At 73.3% G+C, this 16,892-nt stretch carries 13 protein-coding genes; 5 read left to right on the forward strand and 8 right to left on the reverse strand.

The genetic code is table 11. The features are described 5' to 3' along the window. Positions 1 to 183 precede the first annotated feature (183 nt). The 3 genes from ACZ7EC_RS22645 (at position 184) to ACZ7EC_RS22655 (ending at position 4,245) form a co-directional block, all read left to right on the forward strand. Positions 184 to 1,032 carry a 3-hydroxyacyl-CoA dehydrogenase family protein gene (locus ACZ7EC_RS22645; protein WP_471065073.1) on the forward strand — a complete coding sequence of 283 codons (849 nt, stop codon included), beginning with the start codon at positions 184 to 186 and terminating at the stop codon, positions 1,030 to 1,032. Between the two features lie 190 nt (positions 1,033 to 1,222). Then, a complete protein-coding gene (locus ACZ7EC_RS22650; protein ID WP_397983994.1) occupies positions 1,223 to 1,546 on the forward strand; it encodes an STAS domain-containing protein in 324 nt (107 codons plus the stop codon). Positions 1,547 to 1,797: 251 nt separating this feature from the next. Further along, positions 1,798 to 4,245 (forward strand): ATP-binding protein, encoded by a 2,448-nt coding sequence (locus ACZ7EC_RS22655; RefSeq protein WP_471065075.1) that lies wholly within the window; start codon positions 1,798 to 1,800, stop codon positions 4,243 to 4,245. 111 nt (positions 4,246 to 4,356) lie between these two features. Here ACZ7EC_RS22655 and nucS read toward each other — a convergent pair whose 3' ends face one another. Continuing rightward, complete coding sequence (gene nucS, locus ACZ7EC_RS22660; RefSeq protein ID WP_471065077.1) at positions 4,357 to 5,028, reverse strand: endonuclease NucS; 672 nt, start codon at positions 5,026 to 5,028, stop codon at positions 4,357 to 4,359. A gap of 288 nt (positions 5,029 to 5,316) precedes the next feature. Between nucS and ACZ7EC_RS22665 the strand changes: the two genes are divergently transcribed. Continuing rightward, the gene (locus ACZ7EC_RS22665; protein ID WP_471065078.1) at positions 5,317 to 5,709 is read left to right on the forward strand and encodes an SCO5389 family protein; all 393 of its coding nucleotides are present in this window, start codon (positions 5,317 to 5,319) and stop codon (positions 5,707 to 5,709) included. 170 nt (positions 5,710 to 5,879) lie between these two features. Here the strand turns inward: ACZ7EC_RS22665 and ACZ7EC_RS22670 are convergent, their stop codons facing one another. Further along, positions 5,880 to 6,908, reverse strand: coding sequence for an LLM class flavin-dependent oxidoreductase (locus ACZ7EC_RS22670; protein WP_471065080.1), 1,029 nt, complete (start codon positions 6,906 to 6,908; stop codon positions 5,880 to 5,882). Between the two features lie 220 nt (positions 6,909 to 7,128). Here ACZ7EC_RS22670 and ACZ7EC_RS22675 point away from each other — a divergent pair, with 220 nt between their 5' ends. Then, positions 7,129 to 7,461, forward strand: coding sequence for an ATP/GTP-binding protein (locus ACZ7EC_RS22675; RefSeq protein WP_471065081.1), 333 nt, complete (start codon positions 7,129 to 7,131; stop codon positions 7,459 to 7,461). 10 nt (positions 7,462 to 7,471) lie between these two features. Here the strand turns inward: ACZ7EC_RS22675 and ACZ7EC_RS22680 are convergent, their stop codons facing one another. The 6 genes from ACZ7EC_RS22680 to scy form a co-directional block, all read right to left on the reverse strand. Beyond that, positions 7,472 to 8,353: an ABC transporter permease gene (locus tag ACZ7EC_RS22680; RefSeq protein WP_471065083.1), complete on the reverse strand. Its 882-nt coding sequence runs from the start codon at positions 8,351 to 8,353 to the stop codon at positions 7,472 to 7,474. Further along, a complete protein-coding gene (locus ACZ7EC_RS22685; protein WP_471065085.1) occupies positions 8,350 to 9,645 on the reverse strand; it encodes an ABC transporter ATP-binding protein in 1,296 nt (431 codons plus the stop codon). Before ACZ7EC_RS22685 ends, ACZ7EC_RS22680 begins: the two co-directional genes overlap by 4 nt. A 130-nt stretch (positions 9,646 to 9,775) precedes the next feature. Next, positions 9,776 to 10,570, reverse strand: a complete 795-nt coding sequence (locus ACZ7EC_RS22690; RefSeq protein ID WP_471065087.1) for an ABC transporter permease — start codon at positions 10,568 to 10,570, stop codon at positions 9,776 to 9,778. Beyond that, a complete protein-coding gene (locus ACZ7EC_RS22695; RefSeq protein WP_471065088.1) occupies positions 10,567 to 11,520 on the reverse strand; it encodes an ATP-binding cassette domain-containing protein in 954 nt (317 codons plus the stop codon). The genes ACZ7EC_RS22690 and ACZ7EC_RS22695 overlap by 4 nt, the downstream gene beginning before the upstream one ends. Positions 11,521 to 11,674: 154 nt before the next feature. Next, on the reverse strand, positions 11,675 to 12,610 hold the full coding sequence (locus ACZ7EC_RS22700; RefSeq protein ID WP_397983984.1) for a coiled-coil domain-containing protein: 936 nt from the start codon (positions 12,608 to 12,610) through the stop codon (positions 11,675 to 11,677). 183 nt (positions 12,611 to 12,793) lie between these two features. Then, a complete protein-coding gene (scy, locus tag ACZ7EC_RS22705) occupies positions 12,794 to 16,774 on the reverse strand; it encodes a polarized growth protein Scy (protein WP_471065091.1) in 3,981 nt (1,326 codons plus the stop codon). Between the last annotated feature and the right edge of the window lie 118 nt (positions 16,775 to 16,892).

The following is a 16,892-nucleotide window of genomic DNA, read 5'->3' on the forward strand; positions in this document are numbered from 1 at the left end:
GTCAGTCGGGCCGAACGGGGCCGGGGCGCCGCCGGATTCGAACGGAAACACGTCCCGATGTGACGTCCGTCAAATGAGACGTGACGCGCGTTACTTACTGGTCACACGGCAGCTTCGGAGCGCTATCGTCCGCCGAAGACGCACATGTCCATAGTGGGTAACAGCGGGAAGAGGGAGTCGGACGTGGCAGGGAAGCTCGCCGTCATCGGGGCCGGTCTCATGGGGTCCGGTATCGCTCAGGTCGCCGCGCAGGCGGGCTGGGAGGTCGTCCTGCGCGATGTCACCGACGAGGCGCTGGCGCGCGGTACCGACGGCATCAAGGCGTCGTACGACAAGTTCGTGAGCAAGGGCAAGCTGGACGCTGCGGACGCCGAGGCGGCGCTGGGCCGTATCACCCCCACCACCGACCTGGACGCCGCCGCGGACGCGGACATCGTCGTGGAGGCCGTGTTCGAGAAGCTGGAGGTCAAGCACGAGATCTTCCGCGCGCTCGACAAGATCGTGCGCCCGGAGACCGTGCTCGCCTCCAACACCTCCGCCATCCCGATCACCAAGATCGCGGCGGCCACCGAGCGCCCCGAGCGGGTCGTCGGCGTCCACTTCTTCTCGCCGGTGCCGATGATGAAGCTGGTCGAGCTGGTGCGCGGCTACAAGACGAGCGACGAAGCGCTCGCCACCGCGCGGGAGTTCGCCGAGTCCGTCGGCAAGACCTGCATCGTCGTCAACCGCGACGTCGCCGGGTTCGTCACCACCCGCCTCATCTCCGCGCTCGTCGTGGAGGCCGTCAAGCTCTACGAGTCGGGCGTGGCGACCGCCGAGGACATCGACCTCGCCTGCAAGCTCGGCTTCGGGCACGCCATGGGCCCGCTCGCCACCACCGACCTGACCGGCGTGGACATCCTGCTGCACGCCACCGGGAACATCTACACCGAGTCCCAGGACGAGAAGTTCGCCCCGCCGGAGCTGATGCGCCGGATGGTGGACGCCGGTGACATCGGCCGCAAGAGCGGGCAGGGCTTCTACACGTACTGAGCGGCGTACGGACGCGCCCCGCACCGAATTCACCCCCGAAGCATCACTCGCAGGGGTGAATTCGGTATCGGTTCGCTTACAAGCAGCAACCGCACCGCCACGCATTCAGTCAGACGGTGCACACCATCGAGTCAGACGGTGCACACCATCGATACGGAGTTGGCCACAACCGCACTCACGGGGAGCGCATATGTACATCAGGGGCGACCACGCCGAGCTGGTCGTCGGGGGGCGCCTCGACGTCCGCAGCGCGGCGGACGCCCGTACGGCCCTGCACTCGGCCGTCGACGACGGCGCCGGCGATCTGGTGCTCGACCTGTCCGAACTGGACTCCTGGGACGCCACCGGACTCGGCGTGATCATGGGTGCCCACCGGCGGGCCGGCCGCTGCGGCCGCCGTCTGGTGCTGCGCGCCGTACCGCCGCAGATGCAGCGCCTGTTGGTGGCCACCCGGCTGCACCGCATCCTCGCGATCGAGGGCGGCATCGGGGTGGACTCGCTGCCGCGGGTCTGAGTCTTCGCGCGGGTCTGAGCCTTTGAGGGGCGCGGGCGCGGGACGGCGGGCAATCCGCGTCGGACCGTGACGTTCCCGGACCGCCGGGCACCCCGCCCTGTCGTGGATACTGGGCAAAGGTTTAGTGTTCGGTCGCCCGCCTGACTCGCATCCCTCGACCGAGCGGGCCCGGACCGGAACGACTGAGCGACGTGCGGCAGGCCGGGAGGGCCGCAACACGAGCACACGACGCTTCTGGGGGGCTTGAACCCATGGACCCGATCAGCCCTGGGCCTGAGGAGTACGGACACACGGGCGCCCGGCGCCCGCACCGGGATCCCCTCACCGCCGACTTCGGCCCGAGCACGCCCGCGCTCGCCCGCACGGCACACCTCGTCTCCGGCGATCTGCTGCTGACCGTCAACCCCGTGGACGGCAGCGAGATCGAGCCCTGCCCGCCGGCCGATCGGCCGGGCAGCCCCCGCAAGCGGAGCGCCGCCGAGCGGGCCGCGGCCGAGCGCGCGGCCCGGCCCCCGGTGCCGCCGGGAGCCGCTCCGCGCCCGCTGCCCCTGCTGGAGCGTCAGGAGGTGCGGGAGCGGCTGGTGCGGCTGCTCGCGCGCGGCCGTACCGTACGGCTCACCGGCCCCGGCGGGTCCGGCCGTACCGCCCTGCTCGACCTGGTCGCCGACGACTGCGCCGACCTCGCGCCCGACGGCGTGGTGCGCCTGTGCGGCGCCCACCGCACCGCCGAGGACCTGCTCCACGACCTCTTCCACACCGTCTACGACGCCCCCGGACACCGCCCCCAGCGCCGCGAACTGCGGGCGCCGCTCGCGGAGATCGGGGCGGTCGTGGTGGTGGACGACATCGGGTTCGGCGGCGCCGAGCTGGACGAACTGCTGGACGCGACGCCCGAGTGCGCCTTCCTGGTCTCCGCCACCCCGGACGTGCCCGCGCCGTCCGCCGACGCCGATGTCGAGGAGGTCTTCCTCGGCGGGCTCGACCGGGCCGGCGGAGTGGACATCCTGGAGCGCACGGCCGGGCGGGTGCTCACCGAGGAGGAGGCCAACTGGGCGGGCGATCTGTGGTTCGAGTCCGAGGGGCTGCCGCTGCGCTTCGTCCAGGCGGGCGCGTTGCTGCGGCAGCGGGACCAACTGCGCGCCGAGTCCGGGGCGGTGGACGAGTACGGCGTCTTCGAGGACGTACGGCCCGTGGTGCACACGGTGCAGGAGTTCTCCGGCGAGGACGGCGGACCGCTGCCCTCGCTCGGCGAGGCCGCCGCCCCCGCGCCGCTGCTCGCCTCCCGGCTCAGTGCCTCCGCCCGCGCCACGCTGCGTTTCGCGGTCGCCCTCGGGGGCGAGGTCCCGCACCAGGCGCACCTGCCCGCGCTGGTCGGCGACACCCATGCGGACGCGGCGCTCGGCGAGTTGGCGAGCTGCGGCCTGGTCTCCCCGGCGGGCTCGCGCTACCGGCTCGCGGCGGGCGTGCGCGCCCAGCTGGAGGCCGCGGGGTACGGCGACGACGCGCCGGAGCGGGCGCGCGCCGCCGCCGAGCACTACGCCTGGTGGGCCGGGCACCCCTCCGTCACCGCCGAGCGGGTCGGCGCGGAGGCCGACGCGGTCCTCGCGGCGCTGGCGGCCGTGGTGCCGCCGGCCGAGGGCGATGAAGGGCAGGCGGTACGGCTCGCACGCGCCGCCGCGCCCGCGTTCGCCGCCGCGCTGCGGTGGAGCGCCTGGGAGCGGGCCCTGCGGCTCGGGGCACAGGCCGCGCTGCACTCCGGCGAGGTGCCCGAACAAGCCTATTTCCACCACGAGTTGGGAATCCTCGCGCTGTGCGGGGGGCGGCTGGACCGGGCCCGCGCGGAGCTGGAGGCGTCGATCGGGCTGCGCGGCGCGCTCGCCGACAAGCGGGGCGCGGTCGCGGGGCGCCGGGCGCTGGCGCTGGTCGCGGACCGGGCGGGGGAACTGCCCGGAGTGCCGGTACCGGCGCCGCTGCCGGGGGTCGTGGGCGAGCCCGCGACGGAGCCGCTGCCGGCGCTGCCGTCCGTGCTGTCGGTACCGGCCGTGCCGGACACCCTGGTCACGCCGCGGGTGGTCCCCGCGCCCCCGGCGAAGGGGATGGCCATCCGGCGGCTGGCGCGCCGCAACCTGGTGGCGGCCGGTTCCGGCGCGCTGCTCGCGGCGGTCCTGGGCACGGTCGTGACACTCGGGATGACCTCCCACGACAGCGACGACAAAAACCCCGCGGGACGAGCCGACGACAACCCCTCCACCAGCCAGGACGCGGGCGACCCGGCCACCGGTCAGGCCCCGGCGCAGGCTCCGGGCACGGGCTCGGGTCCGTCCACGGGGCGGCGCTCGATCCCGGCCCCGGCGGGCACGTACGCCGGGACGAAGGCCCCCGTGCGGCCGTCCGCGAGCCCCACGGCGGACCCGACGGGCCCGGCGGGTACGGGTACGGCCGGCGGTGGCGGCGCCACCGGGAGCAGCGGGGGCAGCGGGAGCACGTCCCCGGCGCCGACCAGGACCACGTCCCCGACCCCGACCCCGACCAAGCCGACGCCGAGCGCGCCCTCGACCTCGCCGTCCGGTTCGACCACCCCGCCGACCCCGACGGGCTCGCCCTCGGACTCCGCGAGCGACCTGGCGCCGTTCACCAGGTCCGCGTCCGAGCCGGCCGCACCGACGGACTCGGACCCGGCGGTGGTGGCCCAGCCGTGACGAACGGCGGTGCCGAACCGGCACCGCCGTCCACCGTGTCACGTGTGCGCCGTCGCGGCGGGGGAGCGCCGCCGCCCTCGGAACCGGCCTCCCGGAGAGGCTCCCGGTCCCTCAGAACAGCCGCAGCTTGTCGTCCTCGATGCCGCGCAGGGCGTCGTAGTCCATGACGTGGCAGTCGATGCCCCGGTCGGTGGCGAGGACGCGGGCCTGGGGCTTGATCTCCTGGGCGGCGAAGATGCCGCGGACCGGCGCGAGGTGGGCGTCGCGGTTGAGGAGTTCGAGGTAGCGGGTCAGCTGCTCCACGCCGTCGATCTCGCCGCGGCGCTTGATCTCGATCGCGACCGTCCGGCCCTCGCCGTCGCGGCACAGGATGTCCACCGGGCCGATCGCCGTCATGTACTCGCGGCGGATGAGCGTGTACCCCTCGCCGAGCGTCTCGATGCGGTCGGCGAGCAGCTCCTGGAGGTGCGCTTCCACGCCGTCCTTGATGAGGCCCGGATCCACACCCAGTTCGTGCGAGGAGTCGTGGAGGATCTCCTCCATCGTGATGATCAGTTTCTCGCCCGCCTTGTTGACGACGGTCCACACGCCTTCGTCCTCGCCGGCGCCCTCCTTCAGCGTGCAGGGCGGCGACATCCAGTTGAGGGGCTTGTAGGCCCGGTCATCGGCGTGGATGGAGACGCTGCCGTCCGCCTTGACCAGGATCAGGCGGGGCGCCGAGGGCAGGTGGGCGGTGAGCCGGCCGGCGTAGTCGACCGAGCACCGGGCAATGACGAGACGCATGGTCGGCAACGCTACTCGACACCCGCCGCCGGGCGCGATTCGCCCGAGCCGCTCCCCGTGGATCGTCCCACTTGTCACTGCTTTGTCCCTGGACACTCTTGTTCATCCATGGCCGATTGTGGGTGCAACCCGACCGTTCCATATACGCATTCTGGTGGTGTGGTCACCGACCGTTGCCTACCGTAGGGACGGGAGGTCGCGATCCATGTACTCAGCGTGTTTTTCGGCGCCGAACTCCCTTTAACCGTCCGGCAACCCCTGCTCGTCGGGGGTGCGAGAGGAGAACCCATGTCGCTCGACGTCTCACCGGCCCTACTCGACGCGGCCGAGCGAGGCGAGGTCGACGAAGCAGACTTCGTCGACTGCGTCCGGAGCTCCCTGCCCTACGCATGGGAGATGATCAGCTCCCTGGTGGCCCAGCTGAAGGTGGACGGCGGCCCCTTCGCCGACAACCAGACGCCCCCGCCCAACGAGCAGGCGCGTGGCCAACTGCTGCGCGCCCTCGCGAGTGACGCCATCCGCGGCGCGCTGCAACGCCACTTCGGCGTGCGGCTGGCCTTCCAGAACTGCCACCGGGTCGCGGTGTTCCCGCTGGACGCCTCGGTGGACGAGACGCTGACCCGCTTCACCTCGGTGCGGGCCCAGCTGCTGAACCAGTCGCCGGAGCTTCGGGACTGCTGACCCGCTGCCCCGGCGCGTCCGGGGTGGTGCGTCGCCTGCTTGCCGCTCCGCCCGCGGAGGTGCGTTCGATGCCGGGGCGGCAAGCCCCCCAGGTGGCTTGCCGCCTGTACGGTGCCGTCAGCCTCTGCCGAGCTGTTTCGCCGACTTCCGTCAGCGCACTCGCCGACGGGTCAGCGCAGCTGCGGCAGCACCTCGGCGCCCAGGCGCCGCAGGTTGTCCTCCGTGGCCGCGAGATCGCCCGAGCCCTCGACCAGCAGGGCGAAGCGGGAGATGCCCGTGCGCTCGGCGGTGGCCGCGAGCCGGTCGCCGGCGAGCCGGGGGGTGCCCACCGGGTGCAGCCCGCAGAGCAGCTCGGTGTAGGCGACCGGGTCGCGCATCGCGCGCTTGCGCCCGTCGACCGTCACATGCGCGTCGAGCCCCTGTTTCAGCCAACCCGGCATCGCCTTCAGCAGCGTCTCCACCGCGTCCTGACGGCGGTCGGCGAGCTGGCACACCCCGGCCGCCACATGCGCCGCCGCCGCGATCTCCTCGGGGTCCCGGCCCGCGGCACGGGCGGTGCGCCGCCACAGGGCGACCATCTCGGCCTTCTCCTCGTCGCCCGCGTGCATCCCGAGCAGCATCGGCAGCCCGCGCTCCGCGGCCAGCCGCACGCTCCGGGGCGAGGTGCAGGCGACGACGACCTCCGGGCCAGGAGTGTCCGTCAGTGCCTCCGAGGGGCGGGGTACGACGGGCACCTCGCGGAACGCGAACTGCTCCCCGAAGGCGCCCACCGCGGGCTCGCGCAGCCAGCGCAGCAGCAGATCGAGTGACTCGGGGAACCCGTTTTCGTACGCGTCGAGGCCGCTGCCGAACACCTCCAGGTCAACCCAGGGGCCGCCGCGGCCCACCCCGAGGGTGAACCGTCCGCCGCTCGTCACGTGCAGCAGCGCCGCCTGCTCGCCGAGGGCGACCGGGTGGACCGTGGGCAGTACGCTGACCGCGGTGCCCACCCGGATCCGGCGGGTGCGGCCGAGCAGCAGCGCGGCCAGGGTGACGGCGGACGGACAGGTGCCGTACGGCACGAAGTGGTGTTCCGCCAGCCACACCGAGTCCAGCCCGGCCTCCTCGGCGACCTCCGCCGAGCGGACCGCCCGGTACAGGGCCTCCCCCTGGCCCTGGCCCGGAAACTGGGCGCCCAGCACAAAGCTTCCTACGTACATCGCATTTCCCGCTTCCTCGGCTCCGATCCGAGCTCCCCCACCGGCATAACCGTCTGACACGTGCCAAGGACACGGCCTGGGGAGGTAATTGACGGATTGTCTTCAGAATCGGCTGTTGTGGAGGGGGACTTGCGCCGCTTGGCGGCCTTCGCGTACCCCGCCCGGCGGCGCGTACGCTGGGCGCAGCCCTTTCCTGCCGCCGAGCCCCGAGAGGTGTCCCGTGTCCCCGCGCCGCAACCGACCGAAGGCCGCCGGCTCGCCCGGCCGCAGCGCCGAGGACGACCCCACCCGGCGGTACGGCGGCTTCCAGTCCACCGAGGACTGGCAGGGCGAGGAGTGGAGCGTGCGCCATGTCGCGGGCGCGAGCGCCGAGGGCAAGACGTACCGCTGCCCCGGCTGCGACCAGATGATCCCCTCCGCGGTGCCACACGTGGTGGCCTGGCCGGAGCACTCGGGGGTGGACGACCGCCGCCACTGGCACAAAGCCTGCTGGAACGCGCGAGACCGCCGCACCAGCCGGGTGCGGCGGTCTCGTAACGCGCCGAGGTTCTGAGGACCCGCGCTCACACGTCCCGGTTGCGCAGCAGCGCGTACGCGCCCGCGCCGGCCGCCGCGGTCAGCCCCATGATGATCCACAGCGGATCCCAGCCGTGGGGGCCGGAGCCGCTGAGCGTGTTGTCGTAGAAGACGCTGAGCTGGCTCGGGAAGCTGTACTCGAACAGGAAGTCGCGCACCGAGTGCAGCGACTCCGTGGCCATGAACAGCGCCAGTACCAGCGGGGCGAGCACCAGGCCGATCATGATGGTGATGCCGCCCGCCGAGTGCCGGATCATCGAGCCGACGAGCAGCGCGAGCAGGCCGAGCAGCGCGATGTACAGGCTCACGCCGACGGTGGCCTTGAACCAGTCCGCGCCGGAGGGCGAGGTGGCGCCGGAGCCGCTCAGCATGGACGACTGCACCATCGCCACGAAGGTGACCGACACTAGGGACACCACGAAGGCCACCGCGAAGAACACGATCGCCTTGGCGGCCAGCACCCGGCCGCGGCTCGGGCACGCCGTCATCGTCGTCCGGATCATGCCGGTGCCGTACTCCGAGGCCGTGGTCAGCACGCCGAGCGTGATGAGGCACATGGTGCCGACCAGCAGCCCGAAGAAGCCGAAGGAGAGCGGGCTGGTGCCGCTCAGCGAGGACTCGCTCGCGTGGGCCGACACCAGCGCTCCGACGAGCAGGCCGATGCCCACGACGAGGAACACGAAGACGCTGAGCGTCCAGATCGTGGACCGCACCGACTTGATCTTCGTCCACTCGGAGGCCACCGCGTGCCCGAGGTGGGTGGGCACCACGGGGATCGGCGAGGTGTAACCGGAGTACGGCCCGCCGGGCGCCGCCTGCCGGTCGGGCGCGGCGGGGGCCTGCGGCATCGGAGGCTGGTGGGTGCTCATCGGGCGTCCTCGGGCTGGTTCGTGTCGGCGGCGGGGGAGGAGGCGTCAGCCGTGGCGGCGGGTGCGGTGGGTGCGGCCGGGGGTGCGGCGGGTGCCGCCGTCTGCGCGGCCGGGCTCTGCGGGACCGGCTGGGCGTACGGGTTGGCGGCGGCGGGCGCCGGGCCCGCGGGGGCCGCCGGGGCGCCGTACCCGCCCGCCGGGGCGCCGCCGTACGGGCCCGCGGGCGCGCCGGGGCCGCCCGCCGGCATCCCGAAGGGCTGCCCGCCCTGCTGGGGCGGCGGCGGGGCGTACCAGCCGGGCTGGCCCTGGCCGGGCACCGGCATGGGCGGCTCGGCGCCGGGCGGCAGCGGCTGCTGGAGCCCCGCCTTCTGGTCGGTGGTGGAGCGGTAGTCCACCGCGCCCTGGGTCATCCGCATGTACGCCTCTTCGAGCGAGGCCTGGTGCGGGGACAGCTCCCACAGCCGTACGCCCGCCTCGTGCGCGAGGTCGCTGATCCGGGGCAGCGGCAGCCCCATCACGCGCAGCGCGCCGTCCTGCTCCGGCAGCACATGGCCGCCCGCGCCGGTGAGCGCGGCGCCGAGCTTCTCGCGCAGCTGCGGCTCGGTGTCGGGGGTGCGCACCCGCGCGAAGTCGGCGGAGTTCGCGGAGATGAAGTCCTTGACGCTCATGTCGGCGAGGAGCTGCCCGCGCCCGATCACGATGAGGTGGTCGGCGGTCAGCGCCATCTCGCTCATCAGGTGGGAGGACACGAAGACCGTCCGGCCCTCCGCGGCCAGCGCCTTCATCAGGTTGCGCACCCAGAGGATGCCCTCGGGGTCGAGGCCGTTGACCGGTTCGTCGAACAGCAGCACCTGGGGGTCGCCGAGCAGCGCGGCGGCGATGCCGAGGCGCTGGCCCATGCCGAGGGAGAAGCCCTTGGAGCGCTTCTTGGCGACGTCCTGGAGGCCGACCACGCCGAGCACCTCGTCCACGCGGCGGGCCGGGATGCCCGACAGCTGGGCGAGGCTCAGCAGGTGGTTGCGGGCGGAGCGGCCGCCGTGCACGGCCTTGGCGTCGAGCAGCGCGCCGACCTGGCGGGGCGCGTTGGGCAGCCTGCGGTACGGGTGACCGCCGATGGTCACCTGGCCGGACGTGGGGTTGTCCAGACCGAGGATCATCCGCATCGTGGTGGACTTGCCCGAGCCGTTGGGCCCGAGGAAGCCGGTCACGGCTCCCGGTCGCACCTGGAAGGAAAGGTTGTACACGGCGGTCTTGTCGCCGTACCGCTTCGTCAGGCCTACAGCCTCGATCATGCTCCGCACCCATCGGAAGGTTCAGGACAGCCGGGAACCGCCCCCGTAAGGGTTAGGAGGATAACGGGGCGCTGACGGTTCCGCCCAAAGAAAAGTAAAGCTGAAGTAATACGCTGCGTGAACGCGGCCTCTACTGCGCGTCCCGGTGTCTGAGCAGCGCGTACCCGCCCGCGAGCGCGGCCACCACCCACAGCGCCATGATCCCGAGCCCGCCCCAGGGCCCGTAGGGGGTGTCGTCGGCGCCCGGCACCGCCTGCATGATCCGGCTCCCGGCCTGGTCGGGCAGGTACCGGGCGACCTTCTTGGTGGTGTCGACGGCGGCCAGGATGTTGGAGATCAGGAAGAAGAACGGCATCAGGATGCCGAGCGACAGCAGCGGTGAGCGCAGCATGGTGGCCACGCCCATGGAGAACACCGCGATCAGGGTGAGGTACAGCCCGCCGCCCACCACCGCGCGCAGCACTCCGGGGTCGCCGAGTCCCGCGCGGTAGGGGCCGAGCATGGCCTGCCCGAGGAAGAACGCGGCGAAGCTGGTGACCATCCCGACGAGCAGGGCGAGCGCGCCGGCCACCGCGATCTTGCCGGACAGGAAGGCGCCGCGGCGCGGTACGGCGGCCAGCGAGACCCGGATCATGCCGGTGCTGTACTCGCTGGTGACCACCAGCACCCCGAACACGATCATGGCGAGCTGGCCGAGGGTCATGCCGGCGAAGCTGGTGAAGGTCGCGTCGAAGGCCAGCCGCTCCCGGATCGGCATCGAGTCGTACTCGTTGCGGGTCAGCGCGGAGATGAGCATGCCGATGCCGATGGTGACCACGACGGCGACGGAGAGGGTCCAGCCCGTGGACGACACCGACCGGATCTTCGTCCACTCGGACCGCAGGATCTGCGCGGCACGGGTGCCCGCCGGGCCGGCGCTCGTCATGCCGTACCCCCTTGCCGGCCGGTGCCCCAGCCCCGCGGGGCGGTCTCCGATTGCGCGTGGTACTCCACCGACCCCGCCGTCAGCCGCATGAACGCCTCCTCCAGGGACGCCTGGCGGGGGCTCAGCTCGTGCAGCACGATCCCGTGGCCCGCGGCCAGCTCCCCGATCCGCTCGGCCTGGTCGCCCTCCGCCTCCAGCGCCCCGTCCGCCGCCCCGGCCACGGTGATCCCGGCCTCGTGCAGCGCGTCCAGGAGCCGTTCGCGCTGGGGCGAGCGGATGCGCACGTAGCTGCGCGCGTGCCGCCGGATGAAGTCCGCCATGGAGGTGTCCGCGAGCAGCCGGCCCTGCCCGATCACCACGAGGTGGTCGGCGGTCTGCGCCATCTCGCTCATCAGATGGGAGGACACGAAGACCGTCCGGCCCTGCGCGGCCAGCGATCGCATCAGCGTGCGGATCCAGTGGATGCCCTCGGGGTCGAGCCCGTTCACCGGCTCGTCGAACATCAGGATCCGCGGATCCCCGAGCAGCGCGGCGGCGATCCCCAGCCGCTGCGACATGCCGTACGAGAACCCCTTGGCCTTCTGCCGGGCGACGGCCATCAGGCCCACCGTCTCCAGCACCTCGCCGACCCGTGTGCGCGGGATGCCGTTGCTCTGCGCGAGGCACAGCAGATGGTGGTAGGCGCTGCGACCGCCGTGCACCGCCTTGGCGTCCAGCAGCGCGCCGATGTACGTCAGCGGGTCCGCCAGCTGGTCGTACCGCCTGCCGTCGATCCGCACAGCACCGGCGGTGGGGTGGTCGAGCCCGAGGATCATCCGCATGGTCGTGGACTTCCCGGCGCCGTTCGGCCCGAGGAACCCGGTGACGATGCCGGGCCGCACGGCACAGGTCAGACCGTCGACGGCCACCTTCTCGCCGTACCGCTTGGTCAGCCCGTCCAGCTCGATCATGAAGTCACGCTAGAACGGGACAAAGCCCCCTGCCACTTGAAGCAGGGGGCTCCTCTGCGCGACCCGCAAGGGGCGCGGGGCTCTGCCGGTATGCGGCTCCGCCGCGCCGGTGCGACCAGCCGCAACGGACCCGCGGCCGCCCCGCGACCGGAGGTTAACGGGTCTGCTGGGCCGGTACGCCCCGAGAAACCGGCTCGTCCTCACCCGTCGTGCCGGCGGCGGCCACCGCCGCACCGGTCAGCGTGGCCAGCATCTCGCGCACGTTCGTCAGCTGGGCGTTGATGCTGTCGCGGCGGTTGGTGAGGGCCGCCAGCTCCCGCTCGGATTCCGAACGGATGCGGTCCGCCTTGGCGTTGGCGTCGGCCACGATGTCCTCGGCCTGGCGCTGCGCGGTCTCCACCGTCTGGCGGGCGCGGCGCTCGGCGTCGGTGCGCAGCTTCTCCGCTTCCAGGCGCAGCTGCTCGGCGCGGTGCTCGATCTCCGCGAGCCGCTTCTCCGCCTTCTGCTGACGCGAGGCCAGGTCGCGCTCGGACTGCTCGCGGCGCTTGGCCAGGTTCGTCTCGAAGTCGGCGGCGGCCTGCGCGGCCTTGGCGCGGGTCTCCTCGAAGAGGGCGTCCGCCTCCTCCCGCTTGGACTGCGCGTCCTTCTGCGCGTCGGCCCGCAGCTGAGAGGCCTCGCCCTTGGCCTTCTCGACGATCCGCGCGCCCTCGTCCTCCGCCTTCGCCTTGCGCTCGGTGGCGTAGGACTCGGCGTCGTTGCGCACCTGCTGGGCGGCCGACTCGGCCAGCTCGCGGTGCTGTTCGGCCGCGCGGCGGGCCTCCTCACGCAGCTCCTTGGCCTCTTCCTCGGCCAGGCGCAGGATCTTCTCGACCCGCGCGCCGAGACCGGCGTACGACGGCTCGGCGTCGCTTACCTGGGTCTGGGCGTTCTGCGTCTCGAGGTGCAGCTCCTCGATCCGCTTCTCCAGGGCGGTGATACGGGCGTTGGCCTGGTCACGTTGGGAGACGAGGTTGGAGATACGTTCGTCCACCTGAGCGCGGTCGTACCCACGCCGCACAAGCTCGAAGCCGTAGGGGGAAGTGTCGCTCATGGGGTTCCTGTCAAATGAGACCGGTGAGGTGATAGGGGGAATCCTAGGCGCCGAAGCGGTGTGTCATCGAGCGGATACGTGTTTGATCTGGAGAATGACACCTCTTTTGAGTGGCTGACCGCCAGAGGGCTTGCCAACGAGCAGGGCAAAGCCCTCAGTCGACACCGAAACACCCCTTGGATGCTAGCCGTCTGACGACTTGCCACCCGAACGGGGGGCGCCGACCGTCGCACCGGCCTTGACCGAACCGTCCTTGCCCGCACCCGGCGTCTCGAAGGACTCCAGCGCGTCCAGCACATCCTGGACGCGGGAGATCTCGGCGTTGATGTCCTCGCGCCTGCGCACCAGGACCTCCAGCTCGCGCTTGCCCTCCTCGACCGAGCGCCGCGCCTCCTGGATCGCCTCCGCCTTGAGCTCCTCGGCCTCCTTGACCAGCCGCGCCTTCTTCTGCTCGGCCTCCTTCAGCAGGCCCTCCGCCTTCTTGACGGCCGCGATGCGCACCTTGCCCGCCTCGGAGTCGGCGTCGGAGAGGATCTCCTTCGCCTTCGCCTGGGCCTTCTCCAGCTGCTCCTCGGCGGCCTTGATGAGCGCGTCGCAGCGGTCGCCGGCGGACTTCATCGTCTCGGCGGCCTCGCGGCGGGCCCGCGTGTGCAGCTCCTCGATCTCGGCGGTGACCCGCTCGCGCAGCTCCTCCGCCCGCTCCCGGATCGCGGTCGCGTCCCGGCGCGCGCCCACCAGCAGCTCGTCCGCGTCCGTGCGGGCCTTCTCCACCAGGGAGTTGCCCTCGATGGTCGACTCGGCGACGATCCGCTCGGCCTCACTGCGGGCCGCGCCCACCATGGTGTCGGCCTGCGCCTCGGCGTCCGCCGTGGTCTTCAGCGCCTGCTGCTGCGCCTCGGTGAGCAGCTTGTCGGCCTCGGCCGTGGTCTCCCCGATGAGCTTGTCGACCTGCTCGGCCGCCTCCGAACGCCGCTTGTTGGCCTCCTTGCGGGCCTCGTCCAGCGTCCGCTCGGCCTCCTCGCGCGCCGAACCGAGCAGCCGTTCGGCCTTCGCCGCCGCGTCCGCCTCGACCCGCTCGGCCTCCGCCCGCGTCCGCTCGGCGTGCGCCTGCGCGGCGCCCACCGTCTCGGCGGCCTCGGCCCGCAGCCGCTCCGCCTCCGTGGTGGCCTCGCCGACCAGCTGGTCCGCGGCGGCCCGCGCCTCGGCCCGCACCCGCTCGGCCTCGGCCACGGACTCCGAACGCACCCGCTCGGCCTGTGCCAGGGATTCGGTGCGGAGTCGCTCGGCCTGTGCCTCCGACTCCGTGCGCACCCGCTCGGCCTCGGCGGCGGTCTCCGTCCGGAGCCGCTCCGCCTCCGCGACCGTCTCGGTCTGGAGGAGTTCAGCCTCCTTGCGCGCCTCCGTGATGAGCGTGTCGGCCTGGGCCGCCGCGTCCGAACGGATGCGGTTGGCGTCCTCGCGGGCGTCCGCACGGGTCCGCGCCGCCGCCTGGTCGGCCTCCGCCAGCGCGTCGGACGCCTCGGTCCGCACCCGCTGCGCGTACTCGCCCGCGTCCGCCCGCAGCCGCTCGGCCTCCGCCGTCGCCTCCGCGAGGGTGCGCTCGGCCAGTTCCCTGGCCGCCTCGGACTCCTCGCGCGCCTCCTGCCGCAGCCGCCCGGCGTCCTCGCCCGCCCGCTCCCGCTCGGCGTGCGCGTCGGCCCGCAGCCGCGCGGCCTCCTCCTCGGCCTCCGCCCGCGTACGCTCCGCCGCGTGCTCGGCGGCCGAGCGCAGTCCGGCGATCTCCTCCTGCGCCTGCTCGTGCAGCCCGGCCACGGAGTCCCGTACCTGCTGCGCGTGCTGTTCGGCGGCGGACACCATCTCGCCCGCCCGCCGCTCGGCCTCCTCGACCAGCCGGACCGCCTCGGCCTGCGCGTCCTCGACCCGCTTGCGCGCCGAGGCCAAGAGCTCCTCGCTCTGCTCGCGGGCCCGCCGGCGCTCCTCGTCGGCCTCCTCGCGGGCCGCGCCGAGCAGCTCCTCGGCCTCGCGGCGGCGCCGGGCGGCCTCCTCCTGCGCGGCGGCCAGCGTCTCGGACGCCTCGGCCGCCAGCCGCTCGGCGGCGGACTGCGCCTCCGCGCGCACCCGGTCGGCGCTCTCCTGCGCCTCGGTCCTCAGCCGCTCCGCCTCGGTCGCGGCCTCGCTGCGCAGCCGTATGGCGACGGCCTCGCCCTCGGCGCGGGAGGCGGACGCGTCGGCCGCCGCCTCGGTGCGCAGCCGGTCCGCCTCGGTCGCGGCCTGCTCCTGGAGCGTCCGGATCCGCTCGGCGGCCTCGGCGCGCAGCCGCTCGGTCTCCTCGGCGGCCTCCTTGCGGATCCGCCCGGCCTCCTCGCGGGCGTCCGTGAGCGCCTGCTCGGCCGCGCCGAGCCGCTCCTGCGCCTCGGTCCCGAGCCGGGTCAGCTCCTCGGCGGCCTCCGCGCGCCGCGCCTCGACCGCCTTGTCGGTCTCCTCGCGCAGCTCGCGGGCCGCCCGCTCGGCCTCCGCCCCGACCGACTCGGCCCGCTCGTCGGCCTCGGCGCGCAGCCGCTCGGCCTCCTCGCGGGCGCGCTCCAGGGTCTCCTCGGCCTGCCGGCGCAGCGCCGTGGCCCGCTCGATGGCCTCGGTGCGGACCTTCTCGCTGTCCGCGGTCGCCTTCTGCCGCAGCTCGTCGGCGTCCGCCTTGGCCTTGGCCAGCAGCTCCTCGGCGGACTTGGCCGCCTCCTCGATCTTGGTGACCGACTCCCGGCGGGCCTCCGCGCGGATCGACTCGCCCTCGGCCACCGCGTCGGCGCGCAGCTGCTCGGCCTCGCCGCGCAGCCGGCGGGCCTCCTCCTGGAGCTCGACCGTCTTGGCGCGGTACTCCTCGGTGTCGTCCTTCGCCGCGCCCTTGAGCTGCTCGGCGATGTCGTGCGCCTCGGCGCGCAGCCGGTCCGCCTCGGCCTCGGCCTCCTTGCGGATCCGCTCCGCCTTCTCGGCGGCTGCCCTGGTGGTCTTCTGGGCGTCCTCCGACGCCTTGTTGAGGACCTCCTCGGCGGTCCTGGCCGCCTTGGACAGCTGGGTCGCGGTCTCCTCGGCGGTGACCGCGCGCGCCTTCTCGGCGGCCTCGGCGACGATCTTCTCCGCCTCGGCTCGGGCGTCCGCCACCAGGTGCTCGGCCTCCGAGCGGGTGGCCTCGGCCTCCTTGGTGGCCTCCTCGACCAGCCGCGCGACCTGCTCCTTGGCGGTGCGGGTGCGCGTCTCGTTGGCGGCCTCGGCGCTCGCCAGCTTCTTGGCGGCGGCCTCCTCGGCCGCGGCGACCAGCTTCTCGGCCTCGGACTGCGCCTTGCGCAGCGCCTCCTCCGCCTCGGCCATCTGCTTCTCGGCGGCCCGGCTCAGCTCGGTCGCCTGCCGACGGGCGGCGTCCGACTCGGTGGCCGTGGTGGTGCGCAGCCGCTCGGCGTGCTCGGTGGCCTCCTGCGCCTGCGTGGACGCCGCGTTCAGCAGCCGCTCGGCGTCGGTGCGGGCCCGGCGCAGGATCTGCTCGGCCTCCGCGCGGGCCTCCTCGGCCTCGCCGCGCAGCCGGTCACGGGCCTCGCGGGTCAGCCGTTCGGCCTCCGCGCGGGCCACGGCCATCGCCTGCTCGGCCTCCGCGCGGGACTCGTCGAGCAGCCGGCGGGCCTGCTGCTCGGTCCGGGCGCGCAGCTGCTCCGCCCACGCCACGTTCTCGTTGACGTGCGACTCGACGGTCGCCCTGCGCTCGGCCAGCTCCTGGTCGAGCTGCTGGCGCCGGGTCACCGCCTCCTGGTGCAGCTCGGCCTGGAGCCGCGCGGCCTGCTCGGCGTGCTCCTGGAGGATCCGCTGGGTCTGCGCGCGCACCTGGCTCAGCTCGCGCTCGGCGTCCTGCCGCAGCTGCTCCGCCTGCATCTGGGCGTTGCGGAGCAACTGTTCGGCCTGGTAGCCGATGTCGCCGCCGTCGAAGGCGGGACGGGTCATCAGGGTGCGGCGCGCCTCGTGCAGCTTGGCGCGCAGCACCTCGACCTGGTAGCCGAGGTCCTCGGCGTGCTGGATCGCCTTCTCCCGCTCGGTCCTCAGCCGCTTCATATCGGCCTCGAACCGAGAGAGGTGGTCGACGTCAGCCGCCGGCTCTCGCTCCTGGCTCTCGTAGCCCCGCACTGCGCGGTCCCATCCGTCCCCTGGTCAGCTTCTCCAACGAGCCACGTCCAACCGCCGAACGGGGCCCCCGGGGAAATGGTGTCAGATCAACGGCGGAGCACGGCCTGCTGCCCCGACG

This window comes from Streptomyces sp. NPDC037203 (assembly GCF_055605065.1).

Bases quoted from the DNA above. Each gene is read 5' to 3' on its own strand.
- ACZ7EC_RS22650 (WP_397983994.1), top strand. From the start codon at position 1,223: ATGTACATCAGGGGCGACCACGCCGAGCTGGTCGTCGGGGGGCGCCTC.
- ACZ7EC_RS22655 (WP_471065075.1), top strand. From the start codon at position 1,798: ATGGACCCGATCAGCCCTGGGCCTGAGGAGTACGGACACACGGGCGCC.
- nucS (WP_471065077.1), bottom strand. From the start codon at position 5,028: ATGCGTCTCGTCATTGCCCGGTGCTCGGTCGACTACGCCGGCCGGCTC.
- ACZ7EC_RS22665 (WP_471065078.1), top strand. From the start codon at position 5,317: ATGTCGCTCGACGTCTCACCGGCCCTACTCGACGCGGCCGAGCGAGGC.
- ACZ7EC_RS22670 (WP_471065080.1), bottom strand. From the start codon at position 6,908: ATGTACGTAGGAAGCTTTGTGCTGGGCGCCCAGTTTCCGGGCCAGGGC.
- ACZ7EC_RS22680 (WP_471065083.1), bottom strand. From the start codon at position 8,353: ATGAGCACCCACCAGCCTCCGATGCCGCAGGCCCCCGCCGCGCCCGAC.
- ACZ7EC_RS22685 (WP_471065085.1), bottom strand. From the start codon at position 9,645: ATGATCGAGGCTGTAGGCCTGACGAAGCGGTACGGCGACAAGACCGCC.
- ACZ7EC_RS22690 (WP_471065087.1), bottom strand. From the start codon at position 10,570: ATGACGAGCGCCGGCCCGGCGGGCACCCGTGCCGCGCAGATCCTGCGG.
- ACZ7EC_RS22695 (WP_471065088.1), bottom strand. From the start codon at position 11,520: ATGATCGAGCTGGACGGGCTGACCAAGCGGTACGGCGAGAAGGTGGCC.
- ACZ7EC_RS22700 (WP_397983984.1), bottom strand. From the start codon at position 12,610: ATGAGCGACACTTCCCCCTACGGCTTCGAGCTTGTGCGGCGTGGGTAC.